Origin of the sequence: Stenotrophomonas acidaminiphila, assembly GCF_014109845.1 — a bacterium.
Lineage (GTDB): Bacteria > Pseudomonadota > Gammaproteobacteria > Xanthomonadales > Xanthomonadaceae > Stenotrophomonas > Stenotrophomonas acidaminiphila.
In genome coordinates this window covers 3,682,491-3,700,049 of sequence record NZ_CP043567.1, presented here as the reverse complement: position 1 = coordinate 3,700,049, position 17,559 = coordinate 3,682,491, and the positions used below count along the sequence as shown (strand labels likewise).

At 69.0% G+C, this 17,559-nt stretch carries 12 protein-coding genes and 1 riboswitch; of the genes, 5 read left to right on the top strand and 7 right to left on the bottom strand.

Annotated features, from left to right (window positions below):
• Nucleotides 1–11: 11 nt before the first annotated feature.
• The 6 genes from F0P95_RS16840 to F0P95_RS16815 are packed head-to-tail and all read right to left on the bottom strand — an operon-like array spanning nucleotide 12 to nucleotide 4,678.
• Nucleotides 12–800 (bottom strand): type II secretion system protein, encoded by a 789-nt coding sequence (locus F0P95_RS16840; RefSeq protein WP_182335190.1) that lies wholly within the window; start codon nucleotides 798–800, stop codon nucleotides 12–14.
• 1 nt (nucleotide 801) lies between these two features.
• Nucleotides 802–1,401, bottom strand: a complete 600-nt coding sequence (locus tag F0P95_RS16835; protein ID WP_182335189.1) for a hypothetical protein — start codon at nucleotides 1,399–1,401, stop codon at nucleotides 802–804.
• Entirely contained in the window at nucleotides 1,398–1,916 is a 519-nt protein-coding gene (locus tag F0P95_RS16830; RefSeq protein WP_182335188.1) for a hypothetical protein, read from the bottom strand. The genes F0P95_RS16835 and F0P95_RS16830 overlap by 4 nt, the downstream gene beginning before the upstream one ends.
• Entirely contained in the window at nucleotides 1,913–3,313 is a 1,401-nt protein-coding gene (locus F0P95_RS16825; protein ID WP_182335187.1) for an ABC transporter C-terminal domain-containing protein, read from the bottom strand. Before F0P95_RS16825 ends, F0P95_RS16830 begins: the two co-directional genes overlap by 4 nt.
• Nucleotides 3,310–3,849, bottom strand: coding sequence for a hypothetical protein (locus tag F0P95_RS16820; RefSeq protein WP_182335186.1), 540 nt, complete (start codon nucleotides 3,847–3,849; stop codon nucleotides 3,310–3,312). The genes F0P95_RS16825 and F0P95_RS16820 overlap by 4 nt, the downstream gene beginning before the upstream one ends.
• A 4-nt stretch (nucleotides 3,850–3,853) precedes the next feature.
• Nucleotides 3,854–4,678, bottom strand: a complete 825-nt coding sequence (locus tag F0P95_RS16815; RefSeq protein WP_182335185.1) for a prepilin-type N-terminal cleavage/methylation domain-containing protein — start codon at nucleotides 4,676–4,678, stop codon at nucleotides 3,854–3,856.
• Between the two features lie 272 nt (nucleotides 4,679–4,950).
• On the opposite strand from F0P95_RS16815, the gene ggt reads away from it, so the two are divergent.
• Complete coding sequence (gene ggt, locus F0P95_RS16810) at nucleotides 4,951–6,654, top strand: gamma-glutamyltransferase (RefSeq protein ID WP_182335184.1); 1,704 nt, start codon at nucleotides 4,951–4,953, stop codon at nucleotides 6,652–6,654.
• Between the two features lie 33 nt (nucleotides 6,655–6,687).
• Here the strand turns inward: ggt and F0P95_RS16805 are convergent, their stop codons facing one another.
• Nucleotides 6,688–8,262: a BCCT family transporter gene (locus tag F0P95_RS16805; protein WP_182335183.1), complete on the bottom strand. Its 1,575-nt coding sequence runs from the start codon at nucleotides 8,260–8,262 to the stop codon at nucleotides 6,688–6,690.
• A gap of 245 nt (nucleotides 8,263–8,507) precedes the next feature.
• Nucleotides 8,508–8,609, top strand: a riboswitch (TPP riboswitch).
• 102 nt (nucleotides 8,610–8,711) lie between these two features.
• Between F0P95_RS16805 and thiC the strand changes: the two genes are divergently transcribed.
• From thiC to F0P95_RS16785, 4 genes are all read left to right on the top strand, one after another.
• A complete protein-coding gene (gene thiC / locus F0P95_RS16800; protein WP_182335182.1) occupies nucleotides 8,712–10,589 on the top strand; it encodes a phosphomethylpyrimidine synthase ThiC in 1,878 nt (625 codons plus the stop codon).
• Between the two features lie 510 nt (nucleotides 10,590–11,099).
• The gene (locus tag F0P95_RS16795; RefSeq protein WP_182335181.1) at nucleotides 11,100–13,427 is read left to right on the top strand and encodes a winged helix-turn-helix domain-containing protein; all 2,328 of its coding nucleotides are present in this window, start codon (nucleotides 11,100–11,102) and stop codon (nucleotides 13,425–13,427) included.
• Nucleotides 13,428–13,539: 112 nt separating this feature from the next.
• Nucleotides 13,540–14,445 carry a helix-turn-helix transcriptional regulator gene (locus F0P95_RS16790; protein ID WP_182335180.1) on the top strand — a complete coding sequence of 302 codons (906 nt, stop codon included), beginning with the start codon at nucleotides 13,540–13,542 and terminating at the stop codon, nucleotides 14,443–14,445.
• Between the two features lie 46 nt (nucleotides 14,446–14,491).
• Nucleotides 14,492–17,332, top strand: a complete 2,841-nt coding sequence (locus tag F0P95_RS16785) for a TonB-dependent receptor (protein ID WP_182335179.1) — start codon at nucleotides 14,492–14,494, stop codon at nucleotides 17,330–17,332.
• Nucleotides 17,333–17,559: the final 227 nt, after the last annotated feature.

Here is a 17,559-nt window from a genome sequence, read left to right as displayed (position 1 = left end):
GGCATCGGCGGTCAGCGCGTGGTGGCCATCAGCCAGCCGAGCAGGGCGGTGGCGCTTTCGGCGACGACGAGATCGTCGTAGCGCTCATCGCCGGGGTAGTCGGGCGGGGTGACGCAGGTGCCGTTGCCCTGGGCGAAAGCGCGGTTGTTGGCGCCATCGAAAGCGGCATCGCCACTGCCGCCGTCGCGCGCGCCGACCGGGGCCACCAGCACGAAGGCGGGGTTGACCATGCGCGTGCCGGTGCCACCGCCGGCGCACTGCGTGGGCGTGCCGCCACTGATGTAGTGCGGCTGGCTGGCCAGCGGGGCGATGGTGTTGGCGGCGACGACGCGCGACAGCGCCGAGCCGAAGCCGCCGGCGTACTCCAGGTCCGGCTGGTCGGCCGATTCGCGTGCCGGTACCACCAGGTCGGTGCTGGCGGTGCCGCGATGCACGCCATAGCGCAGGCGTTCGCCGCGTACCGGCACCTCCAGCCCGAGGCTGGCGTACGGCAACCAGCCGACATTGCCGGTGGAGCTGCAGGTGCCGTTGCTGCCCTCGAAGCCGGTGTCGCCGTTGCCCGACAGGTCGGGGCAGGGCAGCCGCTTGTTGCGCAGCGCGAAGGCGTGCAGCGCCTGCCGCGCGGTCTCCGCATGGGCGCGGGCGGCATTGTGGCGGCGTGCCTGGCCGAGGTTGTCGAAGGCCGACAGTGCGGTCATGGTCAGCAGCCCGAGTACGCCGACGACCACGGCCAGCTCCACCAGCGAAAAGCCGCTTCGGGTGCCGGGGCCGAGCCGTGCGGGGCGGTGGCGTGCCCGCATGTCACTGCGCCCGGCCCGGTGCCGCGGGCAGGTTGGCAGGGGCCACGTCGTAGCGCAGCTGGCCCTGCAGCTGCTGCAGTTCGGCCAGGATGGCGGCATTGCGCTGGCGCTGCGCCGGGCCGTCCGGCTTCTGCGTGGACTCGGCCAGCTCCACGGCCAGGGCCTGCGCGCGCTTGGCGATCAGCAGGTTGTTGCGCAGTGCGTCCAGGCGCACGTCCGCGGGCGCCTTGCCGGATTTTTCCAGCTGGTCGAGCTGCGCCAGCAGGTCGTCGGCCATGCGCATGTTGTTGCCGGATTTCAGGCGGATGTCGGCCAGCGAGCGGCCGATGTCCGTGGCCGCCGCGGCAGGCGGCGCGGCGGCCGCGGCGCGCTGCATGGCGGTGCCGGCGGCCGCGGGTTCGGCCTGCATCCACGGCGGCGTGTCCGCCCCCGCCTGCGCGGCCTGCGGCTCGGCGGCGGCGGAGTCGGCCTGCACCGCGGCCGCCACCGGGGCGGCGGGCGTGGCATCGTCGCCAGAATGCAGTACCGCCAGGATCGCCAGGGCGCCGCCGGCGATCAGGCCGGCGCCCCACAGCAGTGGCTTCCTGTAGCGGGCGTTCATCGACGTTCCCCCGTGCCGTTGCCATAGGGCGAGGGCACCGGCAGCGTGGCCAGTTCGCCGGCCGCGTTGCGGATGCGCACCCAGTCCGGGCCGATGGCGTCCACGCGCGCACCGCTGGCCAGCCGCGAGCCGCGCTGTACGCGCTGGCCGTCGATGACCGCGCTGGGGCGGCCATTGGTGATCAGCACCAGCGAGACGGCGTGCGCGGCGGCCGCTTCCGCACCGCCAGCGAGGGCGGACGACGGGCCGCCTTCGCTGGCGGGCGGCGTGGCCAGCGGCAGGGCCAGCAGGGGCTGGCCGTCACCGATCGGGGCGCTGCGGCGCAGCCGTTCGACCTGCGCCTGCATCTGCTGGTTGTGGGCGATGGCGCTGCGCAGTTCCACCATGGCGGCGGTTTCGTCGGCATCGTTGCCCAGCTGCAGCACGGCAGGCTTGACCACGACCATCGTCGCCAGCCAGCCGGTGACCGCCAGCCAGACCACGAGCGCGAAGGCGGCGATGAACTTGATCTTCATGGACGGACCTCTGCCGCCGGGACCGACGGGCGCTTGAGCAGGTAGGAGAAGAAGCCGCCGGCCGAACGGGTGTTCATGCCGCCGCCCTGCGGATCGACGGGCTGCGGGTCGAACCCGGCCCGGCGCAGGCCTTCGACGAAGGCCGGGACCTGCATTCCCGGCGTGCCGCGCCAGGGATCGGCCACGCCGTCCACGCGCAGCGTGTAGTCGCCCGCTGGCGGGGCCGGGGCGGCCGGCATGCCGGGATTGCGCGGTGCCGCTGCCGGTTCTTCCAGCTTCACCCGCAGGATGCGTACCTGGCCGGCCGCGGCGTCGCGCACCTGGGCCAGGCTGGCGCTGGGATCGGCGCCCTCATGCAGGCGCGTGGCGCGTTCGATGAACGCCTGCACGCCGGCGAAGCCTTCGGGCATGGCCTGTTGCGCCTGCATCGCGGCGATGCGTTGCTCGATCGCCTCGATCTCGGTCCCCAACTGGTCGGCGCGGGCGCTGGCCTCGCTGCCGGTCAGCGCCCAGCGGGCGCCCAGCGCGGCGAGGATCAGGGTGAACACCAGCGACGCGGCGCTGGCCACGGGCAACAGCGACTCGGCGCTCCAGGCCAGGCGGCTGGCGGCGGGGTTGATGGCGATGCCGGGCCGGGCCTGGGACTGGATCCAGCCGATGCCGCTGCGATATTCGTTGCCATGCTCGTCGCGCACCACGCGCAGCGGCACGCTGTCGACCCGCAGGCCGCTGCGCACGGCAAAGACCTCGCGCAGCGCATCGTCGCTCCACGGCTGGCCCTCGTCCGGGCGCGGCACCAGCACCGGGCACCATTGCAGGGCCAGCGGCTCCAGGCTGTCCTCGCCGTTGCCCAGGTCCTCGGCGAACTGCTCGGCGAGCGCGCCGACGGTCATCGCCATGTCCGACGGGTCTTCGCTGTAGGCCAGCGCGGTGCGGTAGATCATGTCGTGCTTGAGCACGGCCAGCACGCTGACCTGGCGGCCGGACTGCAGCACCAGCCCCACGCCCGGCTTGAGCGACTTGAACAGCAGCGAGGTGAAGGGGATCAGCAGGCAATGGTCCGGCTGCGCCTCGGCCCAGGCGTAGGTCTGCTGCCACAGGTCCAGCGGGACCGCGGTGAACAGGGTCTGGTAGCCGGCGCCGATGCTGCGCGTGCGGTGGATCAGGATCTTGCTTTCGCCGTCGATCATGCCGTCCGAGCGCAGCCGTCGTTCGATCAGGGCCACCGCATGCGCGGGGCTGCCTTCGAGCGAAATGACGTTGCTGACCGCATTCTCGAAATCGCTGACCACCACCGCCGCGCCGGCCAGCCGCGGGCGGCCCTCGCTGCGGGTGACGGTGGCGCCGTCGAACAGCAGCCAGTGGCCCTGTTGCTGGATGACGTGGAGCAGGCTCATGGCAGGGGATTCCCGTGGGTGCCGGCGTCGGCGGCGGTCTGGAACAGCAGGCTGCCGCGCAGGGTCAGCGACAGCGGCGCGGGCCGGCGGTCGAGGCTGCCGGGCGGGTCGAACAGCCCCTCGTCGGGATGGGTGACGGCGATCTCGAAGGACTCGGCGCCGAACAGGTGGTCGGGCGAGCGCTGCACGGTGGCCAGCAGCGGCAGCGCTTCCTCGCGGTGCATCTGGCTCTGGCGCAGGTTGATCAGGCGCTCGCCCCAGGCGCCGGGCACCAGGCCGTTGGCCTGGGCGCTGGCCAGCAGCTGGCGCGCGGAGTTGGCGTGCTCCACGCGCAGCCGCGTCTCCTGCTCGCGCACCTTGGCCTCGGACAGCAACTGGTTGCGGTCGCCCAGGCGCTGGTAGGCGTCGGCCAGGGCCGAGCGTTCCTTGATGAACCACACCGCCGCCACCACCAGCGAAGCCAGGGTGGCGGCGAACAGCAGCAGCGAGGTGCGGCGCGAGTGGCGCAGGCGTGCGAGCAGGGAGGGCCGGCGCATCGGCTTACTGGTTCATCTTGTAGCTGGCGACGACGGTCATGACCTGGTCGTCGTCGGTGCCGGTGCCGAACGTCTTGCCGTCGGTGACGGCCGAGGACATCGAACCGGTGTTGTTGCCGCCCCATTCGGCGCCGATGGCGTTGGCCGTGGTCGCGCCGCCGGACGCGGTGGCGGTGCGCGACTGGATGCCGACCTGGCGGAAGGCGCCGTTGCTGGCGTCGGGCTTGCCGTCGATCATCTGGTCCAGTGCACGGGCCAGGTCCGGGGTCAGCCCGGTGATGATCATCGCGTTGCCCGAGCCCCACAGCGTGCCGGGCCGGTTCCAGCCGAAGCACACGCGGATTTCCTGCGGGTTGCCGTTGGTGTCCAGGTAGGCGTAGCGGTCTTCCTTGCCCTCGCCGCGGCCCGGCGGCAGGGTGATGCCGGCCTTGCGCACCAGGTCGCGCAGGTCGAAGCCGGTGTCGCCCTCGCGGGTGCGGGTCAGGCCGTTGCTGGTCGGCAGCGCGTCGGTGCCGGAGCAGATCAGCGCCGGCTCGGTCGCGTTCTGGCTCATGTCGCCGCCGGAGAAGCCGGTGAAGTGGGTGCCATTGACCATCAGCTGCGGCGCGGACTGGTTGTCACCGATCGGCGCGCCGTAGCGCTGGTGGTAGCTGTTGTAGGTGACCACCCACTGGTCGACGAACTTCTGCTTGATGCGGGTGTACTCGGCGTTGCGCTGCACGTCGCGGCCGATCATGACCGCGCCGATGATCACGCCGATGATGACCAGCACCACGGCCATCTCGACGAGGGTGAAGCCGCCCTGGCGGCGCTGGGAAGACATTTGCATTGGATTGCCCCTTTGATGGAAACCTGCGCTGCCCGCCGGTACAGCGGGCACCGGCAGGCGTGTGTTGTTTCGGGGCAACGTGATAGGGCACGGACGTAAGAGGAACGTAAGAGCGTCGCGCCGGCCGTCATGCGCGCACCGGCGGGACGCCGCGCCCGCGCCGCGCATGGCCGGATGCGGGGCGTTGGACATGGCGGCGTATGGGGCGGCACGTGCGCAGGCAGCCGCGGCCCGGTTATCGTCGGCATCCGTCCTGGTTGCCGGTTCCGCCGATGAAACGCCTGCCGCTGTTGCTGCTGTCCTGTCTTGCCATTCCCGCCCTGCATGCCGCCGACCGCATCACCGGGCCGGGCTTTGCCACCCGTTCGGAAGTGATCGCGCCGCATGCGATGGCCGCGACTTCGCAGCCGCTGGCCACGCAGATCGCGCTGGACGTGATGAAGTCAGGGGGCTCGGCGGTGGACGCGGCGATCGCCGCCAATGCCGCGCTCGGCCTGATGGAGCCGACCGGCAACGGCATCGGTGGCGACCTGTTCGCCATTGTGTGGGATCCGAAGACGCAGAAGCTGTATGGCTACAACGGCTCGGGCCGTTCGCCGAAGTCGCTCACCCTGGCCGAGTTCCAGCGCCGCGGGCTGAAGGACATTCCCGCTACCGGACCGCTGCCGGTGTCGGTGCCGGGGGCGGTCGATGGCTGGTTCGCGCTGCACGCGCGCTTCGGGCGCAAGCCGATGGCCGACAACCTGGCCCCGGCGATCCGCTATGCGCGCGACGGCCACCCGGTGGCCGAGGTGATCGCGTACTACTGGGACCGCTCGGTACCGCGCCTGTCGCCGTACCCCGGCTTCAAGGAACAGTTCACCGTCGACGGCCGCGCGCCGCGCAAGGGCGAGCTGTGGCGCAACCCGAACCTGGCCGACACCCTGCAGAAGATCGCCGACGGTGGCCGCGACGCGTTCTACAAGGGCGACATCGCGCGCACCATCGATGCCTATTTCAAGGCCAACGGCGGTTTCCTCTCCTATGAGGACATGGCCGGCCACCATGGCGAATGGGTCGAGCCGGTGAGCAGCAATTACCGCGGCTACGACGTGTGGGAACTGCCGCCCAACAGCCAGGGCATCGCCGCGCTGCAGATCCTCAACATCCTGGAAGGCTACGACTTCACGAAGATCCCGTTCGGCTCGCCCGAGCACGTGCACCTGTTCGTCGAGGCCAAGAAGCTGGCCTTCGCCGACCGTGCGCGCTTCTACGCCGACCCGGCATTCTCGCCGGCGCCGGTACAGCGGCTGGTGTCGAAGGACTATGCCGCCCGGCGGCGCGCGCTGATCTCGATGGACTCCGCGCTGAAGGAAGCGCAGCCGGGCACGCCGAAGCAGCTGGAGGAGGGCGACACCATCTACATGACCGTGGCCGATGCCGACGGCATGATGGTCTCGTTGATCCAGTCCAACTACCGCGGCATGGGCAGCGGCATGGCGCCGCCGGGGCTGGGCTTCATCCTGCAGGACCGCGGCGAGATGTTCGTGCTGCAGGACAACCATCCCAACGGCTACGCGCCGGGCAAGCGTCCGTTCCAGACCATCATCCCGGCCTTCATCACCCGCGACGGCAAGCCGTTCGCCAGCTTCGGCGTGATGGGCGGGGCGATGCAGCCGCAGGGCCATGCGCAGATCGTGATGAACCTGGTGGACTTCGGCATGAACCTGCAGGAGGCCGGCGACGCGCCGCGCATCCAGCACGACGGTTCCACCGAGCCGACCGGGCAGGGCACGGCGATGCGCGATGGCGGCGAGGTCAACCTGGAGACCGGGTTCCCCTACGAGACCATCCGCGCGCTGATGCGCAAGGGCCACCGGGTGGTGTTCGCCGACGGCCCGTACGGCGGCTACCAGGCGATCATGCGCGACCCGGCGACCGGCGTGTACTACGGTGCGTCGGAAAGCCGCAAGGACGGGCAGGCGGCCGGCTACTGAGGCGCCCGCCGCGCGCGTCGCCGGGGCAGGCCGTCAGTCGTGCCCCGGTGCCCGAGCCGCGGTGCGGGTGTCGTCCTGCGCGGCCATCTCGCGTTCGATCCAGGCCTGCACGGCATGTCGCGCGCGCTGCGCGCGACGCCGCTCGAGCTGGTACTCCAGGTCCAGCACGCGGTACAGGCTGACCATGACCAGCACCATCAGGAGCGCGAACGGCAGCGCGGCGATCGTGATCATGCCCTGCAGCGCGTCCAGCCCGCCGGCCAGCAGCAGGACAGCGGCGATCAGCGCCACGGCCACGCCCCATACCGCCTTGCGCGACGGTGGCGGGTCGCCGGCCTCGTCGGTGGACATGCTGGCCAGCACCAGCACCGCCGAATCGGCCGAAGTGACGAAGAAGATCACCAGCAGCACCAGCGCGACGCCCGCCAGCAGCAACCCGCCGGGCAGGCTGTCGAACAGCGCGAACAGCACCGTCTCGTAACCGTCGCCCAGCGCCTGCAGCAGGTCGGCATGCCCGGTGATCTGCGCCCACAGCGCGCTGCCGCCGAACACCGAGAACCACAGGAAGCCGAGCAGCGTCGGCGCCAGCACCACGCCGACCACGAACTCGCGCACGCTGCGCCCGCGCGACACGCGGGCGATGAACGCGCCCACGAACGGCGCCCAGGCGATCCACCAGGCCCAGTAGAAAATCGTCCAGTCGGCCACCCAGGTGCTGCCGGAGAACGGCGACATGCGCAGGCTCATCGTCACCAGCTGGTTGAGGTAGGCGCCGAGCGTGGTGGTGAAGGTGTCGAAGATGAAGCCGGTCGGGCCCAGCACCAGCACCGCGGCCAGCAGCAGCGCCGCCAGCAGCAGGTTGCAGTTGGACAGCCATTTGATGCCGCGGTCCACGCCGCTCAGGGTCGAGGCCATGTACAGCACGAAGGCGATGGCGATGATGACCAGTTGCACGGTAACGCTGGCGGTGATGCCGAACACGCGCTGCAGGCCGGCGGCGATCTGGATGGTGCCGAAACCCAGCGTGGTGGCCACGCCGATCGCGGTGGCCACGACCGCGGCGATGTTGACCGCGTGGCCGATGGCGCCGCGGTGATGGCGGCCGATCAGCGGCTGCAGCATGTCGCTGACCAGGCCGCGTCCGTTGCGGTTGTACTGGAACCAGGCCATCGCCAGCCCGATCAGCGCGTAGATCGCCCATGGGTGCAGGCCCCAATGGAAGAACGCGTAGCGCATCGCCGCACGCGCCGCGTCCACGCTCCGGGGCGCCAGCCCTTCGGGCGGCGTGGCGAAATGCGAGATCGGCTCGGCCGCGCCCCAGAACACCAGGCCGATGCCCATGCCGGTGGCGAACAGCATCGCCAGCCAGCTGGCGCGCGAGAAATCCGGCTCGGCGTCCTCGCCGCCGATGCGCAGGTTGCCGAAGCGGCCGAACGCCAGGTACAGCAGGAAGCTCAGCGTCAGGAACACGATCAGCAGGTACAGCCAGCCGACGCTGCGCACGACCTCGGCCAGCGCGGCCTGCACCACGTCGTTGAACGGGCCGGGGGCGAGGCCGGCCAGCAGCACCAGTGCGGCGACCAGCGCGATGGAAACACGAAACACCATGGAGGAGCTTCTCCGATCTGGGGATGGGGGAGCGAGCCAGGGCTTGCAGTGGAGCCGGCCACGAACAGGCGCGGAAGAGGCGGTGCCGGCACGGCGGCACGGGGCCGCATGAATGCGGCAGCGGCGCATCCTACTGAACGCGATGTCACGATTCCGTTAGTGGCCACCGGCCCGCCGCGCCGGAACGGGCGTGGCCACGCATCGGCCGCGTTTTCCACCCGGCTGGCCGGTTCATGCTCTAATGCCGCCCGAAGCGGGGGTACCGCGGCCATGGCGCCACGGTTGAGACAGTCCCTTGGAACCTGATCCGGTTGATACCGGCGTAGGGAAGCTTCGCAATGCCCCGTCGCGTGGACGCCCGCCCAAGGTGCGTCCATGGGCCGGCGGCAGTGCGCCTTCGCTTCGTCCGGCCCGTGCATCCGCGTGGGCCTCCAACAGGACGACGCCCGATGAATGCACCGCTTTCCGCCCTGCAGCAGCAGGCACAGCAACTGTCCGGATCGGTCACGCAGCCGATCCCCGGCTCACGCAGGATCCACGTGCCTGGCTCCCGCCCGGACCTGCGGGTACCGATGCGCGAGATCGTGCTGACCCGCACGCCCACCCTGTTCGGCGGCGAGCACAATCCGCCGGTCACCGTGTACGACACGTCCGGCCCGTACACCGATCCGGACGTGCGGATCGACCTGTGCGCCGGCCTGCCGGCGCTGCGCCGCGGATGGATCGAGGAGCGCGGCGACAGCGAATGCCTGGAGCAGCTCGGTTCGGCGTTCGGCCGTGGCCGCGAGCGCGACCCGGCGCTCGATGCGGTGCGCTTTCCCGCGCGCAGCCTGCCGCGCCGCGCGCGCGCCGGCGCCAACGTCACCCAGATGCACTACGCGCGTCGCGGCATCGTCACCCCGGAGATGGAGTTCGTCGCGATCCGCGAGAACCAGCGGCTGGAGGCGGTGCACGAGGCGCATCTGCTGAAGCAGCACCCGGGCGAGCACTTCGGCGCGGCCATCCCGCCCCGCATCACCCCCGAATTCGTGCGCGACGAAATCGCCCGCGGCCGCGCGATCCTGCCCTGCAACATCAACCACCCGGAAAGCGAGCCGATGATCATCGGCCGCAACTTCCTCACCAAGATCAACGCCAACATCGGCAACAGCGCGGTGTCCTCGGGCATCGCCGGGGAAGTCGAGAAGCTGGTGTGGGCGATCCGCTGGGGCGGCGACACGGTGATGGACCTGTCCACCGGCAGGCACATCCACGAAACCCGCGAGTGGATCATCCGCAACGCGCCGGTGCCGATCGGCACGGTGCCGATCTACCAGGCGCTGGAGAAGGTCGATGGCCGCGCCGAGGCGCTGACCTGGGAGATCTTCCGCGACACGCTGATCGAGCAGGCGGAGCAGGGCGTGGACTACTTCACGATCCACGCCGGCGTACTGCTGCGCTACGTGCCGCTGACCGCCAGGCGCACCACCGGCATCGTCTCGCGCGGTGGTTCGATCATGGCCAAGTGGTGCCTGGCGCACCACAAGGAGAACTTCCTCTACACCCACTTCGAGGACATCTGCGAGATCATGAAGGCCTATGACGTGGCCTTCTCGCTGGGCGATGGCCTGCGCCCCGGGTGCATCGCCGATGCCAACGACGCGGCGCAGTTCGGCGAACTGGAAACGCTGGGCGAACTCACCAGGATCGCCTGGAAGCACGACGTGCAGACCATGATCGAAGGCCCCGGCCACGTGCCGATGCAGTTGATCAGGGAGAACATGGACAAGCAGCTGCGCGAGTGCGGCGAGGCGCCGTTCTACACGCTCGGGCCGTTGACCACCGACATCGCCCCGGGCTACGACCACATCACCAGCGCGATCGGTGCGGCGATGATCGGCTGGTACGGCACCGCGATGCTCTGCTACGTCACGCCGAAGGAACACCTCGGGCTGCCGAACCGCCAGGACGTGCGCGACGGCATCATGGCCTACAAGATCGCCGCGCATGCCGCCGACCTGGCCAAGGGCCACCCCGGTGCCCAGGTCCGCGACAACGCGCTGTCCAAGGCGCGCTTCGAGTTCCGCTGGCAGGACCAGTTCCACCTCGGCCTGGATCCGGAAAAGGCGCAGGAGTTCCATGACGAGACCCTGCCGAAGGACGCGCACAAGCTCGCCCATTTCTGCTCGATGTGCGGCCCGCACTTCTGCTCGATGAAAATCACCCAGGACGTGCGCGACTATGCGGCCGAGCATGGGCTGGACGACACCCGGGCGATCGAGGCCGGGATGCAGGAAATGTCGAAGGCGTTCCGCGACCAGGGCGCGCAGGTGTACCGCGCCGAATGAGGGCCGGTGGGCGCGCGGCGCATGCATCGGTCCCGCGCGCTCCATCGCGTCGAACGCCGCAGGTGCAGCGCGCACGTGCGGCGTTCGACGCCGGGTACGGTGGAGTGAATCGCTTCTTTAGGTTTTCTTCAGCTTGTTGAAGCGGGGGCATCTACGTTCATGCCGATGAGTGCGCCCCGCCCCGTCCGATCCCGCGCACGCTTTATCCACCGGGCCTTGCGCCATATCCGCTGCTTTGCCTGGCATCGTGCAGGATGAACGGAAGATAAAAAAAACGCGCCCTGGGGGCGCGAATTCTGAAGCGGATTATGTGCATTGCGTCGGCGAGAGAGAGCCTGATGTCGTCCCGCGTGGGTACACGGGTAACCGCCATAGGCTAATATCCGCGCGCCTTGAAACATTTGCTCATTGCGTTGACGCCATTTGCGGAATTTGGCGGTTCACTGGCGGCAATACCACCAGGGGGCGGGCACAGGACGATGCCCTCCAGCGATTCAATCCCTGACCGGCATGGAACCCATCGACAGCGCTCTTTCCAACACTGAACGCCTGCATATCGGCGATTGCCTGATCGTCCTGCCGTCGCGCGAGGTACATGCGCCCGGTGTACGGCGCAGCGTGCGGCTCACGCCCAAGGCGATCGGTGTGCTGCTGGCGCTGGCGCGCGGCGCCGGCAATGTGGTCACCCGTGACGAACTGTTCGCGCAGGTGTGGCCCGATACCCTGCCGACCAATGACGTATTGACCCAGGCGGTCACCCAGCTGCGCAAGGCGTTGTCTGCCGGCGGCGCGTTCCCGCAGGGGCAGGAGTACATCGAGACGATCGCCAAGACCGGCTATCGCCTGCGTGCCCCGGTGGTATGGGAGCCGCGGGAGGAGCCGGCAGCACCGGCGGTCGACGCGCAGGCGCAGGAACCTGACCGAAGCGCGGCTGCCGCGGCCGGGCCGGCACCGCTTGTGGAGGGCGCCAGCGCTGCGGCACCCCCGCGCAGCGGAATCTGGCGCCGGGTGCGCCGCAGGCTGCTGCTGGCGGTGGGGCTGCTGTTGGTGTGCAGTTCGCTGACGATGGCGTGGCTGCTGTGGCAACGCCCGGCTACCGAGAGCGCGCTGGATGCGGCCACGGCCGACGGTACCGGCGTGATCGGCAGTCCGCAGCGTCCTTACCGCCTGATCACCGCCAGGCAGGGGTTCGGAACGTTTCCGGCGCTGTCGCCCGATGGCGCGCTGGTCGCATTTGCCGACGAAAGCGACGGCGGTTCGACGCTCAAGGTGCAGAGCACCGGCAGCACCACCTCGGCGACCCTGGTGAAGCTGCCCGCCGGTGCCATGGACCGGTTCCCGGCGTGGTCGCCGGACGGGCGTGAGGTCGCATTCGCACGGTTCCATGCCGACGGCAGCTGCGAGGTGCTGGTGGTTGGGGTTACCGGTGGCAGTGCACGTCGTGCCACTGCCTGCGATGGCGCCGAGATGCTGAGCTTCAGCTGGACGCCGGACGGGCGCGGGTTGGTGTTCGGCACGATGACCGGCCGCCATGGCGCGCCCGGCATCCGTACCCTGGACCTGGCAACCGGGCGCTGGACGGCGCTGGATTACGAACGCGGCGAAGGCGATTTCGATTACGCACCGCGCTACTCGCCCAGCGGCCGCCAGCTTGGATTCACCCGCAACCCGCAGGTGGGTGGGGTGTGGGTGATGGCTGCCGACGGCGGCAACGCCCGTCGCGTCACCAGCGGCAGTGCGGAAATGCGCGGCTGGGCGTGGCTCGGCGAGCACGCCATCGTGTTCGGGCGGCGGATCGACAGCGAATCCCGGCTGTACCAGGTGGATCTGCGTTCGGGCCTGTTGAAGGACCTGGGCGTGGACGATGCGCAGAGTCCGAGCGTGGCCGGCATGGGCAAGCTGCTTGCCTTCGTGCATCGCGCACCGCAGTTCGGCCTGTTCCGGGTACCGCTGGACCATCCCGAGCGCAAGGAACGGCTGTTCGCATCAATGGGGCGCGATGCGCAGCCGATGATCGCGCCCGACGGGCAGCAACTGGTGTTCACTTCCAACCGCTCCGGCGCGTTCGCGCTGTGGTGGGCGCGCCTGGGGCAGCCCGATTCGCTGCGCCTGGTGGAGGGCTTCCGCCCGGAGGCGCGGCAGTCGCCGGACTGGCTGGCCGACAGCCAGCAGGTGCTGGTCAGTGGGCGCGATGATGATGGGCGACCGGGCATTTACGAGGTGTCACCGGAGCAGGGGCAGTGGAAGCGCTTGCCGATCCCCGTGGCCGAACCGCTGCAGGCCGTCTACGGCCCCAGCTCCAACCTGGTTTTCGTGATCGGCAGCGAGGGCGATGGCCCGGTCACGCTGTCGCTGTTCGACCGCGGCGGTGGCCGCTGGCGGCGCCTTGCCCAGGTACCTGGCGCCTCGCAGGTACGCTACGACCGCAGCACGCAGCGGGTGTTGTTCACCCGGCTCGCGGAAGGCGGCCTGTGGTCGGCCGATGCCGGTCTTGCACCCGGCAGCTTCCGCGAGCTCAGCGGCGAAGTGCCGACCCGCTGGCGTTTCCGTACCTGGGCCCTCGGCGGCGATGGCGCGGTGGCCTATCTGCGCCAGGATGACGGCTGCTCGGTACAGCTGAGCCGGCTCGACCAGTCGCAGGCGCCACGCTGCCTGGAGGTGCGGGCAGCCAGCGCCACCAATGGCTTCAGCGTGGCTCCCGATGGTGATGCCGTGTACGTGGCGCTGGCGGTTTCCGATGGCACCGACATCGGCATCATGCCGGTGCCCGAAAGCGCTTCGCGGCCATCGCTCGGCGTGCTCAAGTGGTTGCCGGCATTGGGAAAACCGGATTCGTGATTTCTTCGTCCGCGGTTCCGGAAGAATTCGGAAGGTTATCGTCGTAACTTCCTGACGGTTGCCGCCAGAGTTGGCAAAACCATCGGCCATTGAAGGCAAATGATGGTGAGTCATGCGACAGGTGGCCTGGGTCGATCGCGGCCAATCGGTTTCGTTCGAGAAGCAGCCCGAGGACGGTCCGCGTCCGAACTGCGTGGGGGTCGCCCGCCTGGGCAGCCTGCAGACCTCGGGAACCGTGTTCACCGTGTGGATGCAGCTGCGCGGCAGCGCCTGGGTGGAATCCAGGGAAGGCCGCTTCCGCCTGCGCCAGCGCGAGTGGATCGCGTTCGAGAAGGACTCGCGGCCGCTGATCCAGGCCAGCCGTGACGGGCTGTGCATCGGCGTGGCGCTGGATGCCGATGCGCTGCGTACCCTGGGCGACCTAGCCGACAGCGGGCTCTACGCCGGCCATGGCCTCATGGGCCGGGCCGAGGCGCGCACGGCGCTGCACCTGTGGCGCGAGGCGCAGGCCAGGGCGTCGGGCTCGCACGTCCTGCGCCCGCTGCTGCTGCACGTGGCGTCGCTGCAGCGGGACTATTCCGAGGGCGTGCAGCGCTGCCCGGGACGCTCGCGCCTGCGCAAGCGGCAGGTGTTCGGCCGCATGCAGCGCGCACGCATGTACCTGGAGGGCAACAGCCACCGCGTGGTGCGCATCGGCGAGCTGGCCGAGCTGACCAACTTCTCCAGCTGGTACCTGTCCAAGACCTTCCAGAGCCTGTACGAGGAAAGCCCGCAGTCGCTGTCCGCGCGCCTGCGCCTGGAGCGCGCGGCCATGCTGCTGCGCGATACCGACATGATGATCAGCGAAGTCGCCGCGGCCAGTGGCTTCGACAACTGCTGCAGTTTCGCCCGCGCCTTCCGCGCGCGCTTCGGGGTCCCGGCCAGCCGCTACCGCGAAGCGGCGGCCACGCGCCTTCCGCCACATTCGGCAAAGTCTGCAACTGCTTCGTGCAAACCCATGGCTTCGGTACGAACGTAACGTTCAGGGGTGTTTTAACGCACCACTAACGTAATCGGAGAGATTGATGAATTTTCGTACTCCCGCCGTGCGGTTGGGCCTGCTCCCGGCTGGCATTGCCATTGCGCTGACGCCTGCGTTCGCCTCGGCGCAGGACGCCGCTGCCGGCGCCACCACCCTGGACCGCCTGGAAGTCACCGGCTCGCGCATCCGCGGCGCCAACATGGAGACGCAGCAGCCGATCCTGACCCTGAGCCGTGAAAACCTGGAAAAGCAGGGCTTCACCTCGGTCGCCGACGTGCTGCAGAACATGACCTCGGCGGGTTCGCCGGCCATTTCCCGTTCCGAGTCGCTGGCTTCGGGCGAGAACGTGGGCGGTTACTACATCGACATCCGCAACCTGGGCGCCACCCGTACCCTGGTGCTGATGAACGGCAAGCGCCTGGGCGCCACCTCGGGCGGCTACCAGGATCTGAGCCAGATCCCGATGTCGGCCATCGAGCGCATCGAAGTGCTGAAGGACGGCGCGTCGGCCATCTACGGTTCGGACGCCATCGCCGGCGTGGTCAACGTGATCACCCGCAAGAACTTCGACGGCGCCGAAGCCAACGTCTACGTCGGCCAGTACGGCGAAGGCGACGGTGACCTGGAGCAGTACTCCTTCACCATGGGCGCCACCGGCGAGCGCGGCAGCCTGACCCTGTCGGCCGAATACTCCAAGCAGGATCCGGTCATGGCGCGTGACCGCTGGTTCTCGCGCGGCGGCAACAAGGGCCCGAACTCGACCCCGGCCGACTGGAGCGCGCTGACCAACAAGGGCAGCTGGTTCGGTCCGTGCGGCCCGGACGGCGCCGACGCGTGGTGCACCCTGAACCAGGGCGGCAACCCGAACAACGTCGCTGACTACCACCCGATCACCCAGGGTGAGTACACCAACGCCAACTCCGAGATGAGCCTGCAGACCGGCATCGAGCGCAAGTCGGTGTACGTCAACGGCACCTATGACTTCACGGACAACGTGTCGTTCAACGCGGACGTGCTGTACAACGAGCGCAACACCAACCAGCAGATCGCCGGTTATCCGTACCAGTCGGGCTCGGCCGCCATCAACACCCCGATGTCCGCCGACTCGGCGTTCAACCCGATCGGCGAAGAGATCCAGTTCCGTCGTCGTCTTTCCGAAGTGCCGCGTACCACCGACAGCCAGCTCAAGACCCTGCGCTTCGCGCCGTCGGTCAGCGGCTTCTTCGATTTCGCCGGCAAGTCGTTCGACTGGAACGTCGGTGCGCTGTTCAACCGCAACGAGTCGGTCAAGAGCAACCACGGCGACATGAGCCTGATCGCCGCGCGCCAGGCGCTGGGCCCGTCGTTCATCGATGCCAATGGCGTTGCCCGCTGCGGCACCGTGGAAAAGCCGATCGCCGGTTGCCTGGCGTGGAACCCGCTGCTGCCGATCGGCGTGGCCGGCCCCGGCTCGCTGGACAACAAGGACCTGCAGGAATTCCTGTTCCCGACCTACACCACCACCGGTGTCTCCAAGACCACCGCGTTCACCGCTGACCTGGCCGGCTCCATCATGACCCTGCCGGCCGGCGACCTCGGCTTCGCCATCGGCGTCGAGCATCGCGAAGAGAACGCCCGCTACGTGCCGGACGCGTTCATGCAGTCCGGGCAGTACACCGGCCTGGCGCAGAGCACCACCAACGGCAAGTACGACCTGAACGAGGTCTACCTCGAGCTGAACATCCCGGTGCTGGCCGACGTGGCCTTCGCCAAGGAACTGACCGTCAACGTTGCCGGCCGTTACTCGGACTACAGCAACTTCGGCGGCACCATGAACGGCAAGTTCGGCGTGACCTGGCGCCCGATGGACGAGCTGCTGGTCCGCGGCACCTACGCCGAGGGCTTCCGCGCGCCGTCGATCGACAACATGTACGGTGGCGTCAGCGCGAGCTTCGAGAAGTACATCGACCCGTGCTCGGTCGGCGTCGCCGGCAGCGTCGCCGGCAATGCCGCCTGCACCGCCGCGGGCGTCGCCCCGGACTACGTGCAGCTGGGCCAGGGCCTGGAGCCCTGCACCACCTCGCCGTGCGCGACCCCGGACCAGTTCATCTCCGGTTCCAACCCGAACCTCAAGCCGGAAACCTCCAAGAGCAAGACCGTGGGTCTGGTGTGGAGCCCGCGCTGGGTGCAGGGCCTGGACATCTCGCTTGACTGGTACAACTACCAGATCACCGACATGATCATCTCCGACAGCGTCGACCGCATCCTGCGCGACTGCTACGTGCTGGGCAACAGCAGCCGTTGCGCCGGTATCGTGCGTGCCGCCGATGGTCACATCAGCGAGATGTTCTACGGCCTGGCCAACCTGGGCCAGATGGAAACCGAGGGCTACGACCTGGGTGTCAAGTACCGCCTGCCGGAACTGCCCATCGGTCAGATCTCGCTGGATTGGCAGACCACCTACACCGCCAAGTACGATGAAGTCGGCCAGAACAAGGCCGGCGACAAGATCATCATCGGCAACGTCGGCAGCCCGGGCATCTTCCGCGTGCGTTCGAACCTGGGCGTGAACTGGGAGTACGGCAGCTTCGGTGCCACCTACACCGCGCGTTACTACTCGGGCATGAAGGAAGGCTGCGTCAGCCTGGCCGACGGCTGGTGCGACCTGTCCGACCGTTACGCCAATGGCGAGTGGGACCCGCTGCGCAGCACCGGTTCCAACACCTTCCACGACCTGCAGGTCAACTACAAGGCACCGTGGAATGCCACCATCGCCCTCGGTGCGAACAACGTGTTCAACCACCGTGGCTCGCTGCAGTACTCGGCACCGAACAGCGATTTCGCCTACTACGGCGGCTTCGACATCGGTCGCTTCATCTACATGAAGTACACCCAGCGCTTCTGATCCATCGAAGTTCTGTGCAGCATGACGAAGGGCGGGCCGCAAGGCCCGCCCTTCTTCTTTTGCGTGGGTGTCCACCTGCGGGCGGCAGCGGCACGCGGGCAGGGCGGGTCAGCCGGCGGCGGCTGCGTGCGCGCAGCTCCTGCCGGCCGCCACGGGAGGTGTGGCCGCGCAGGTTCGATTGGTGGTTGCGGATACGCAAACGGAAACGGCCGCATCGGGTGCGGCCG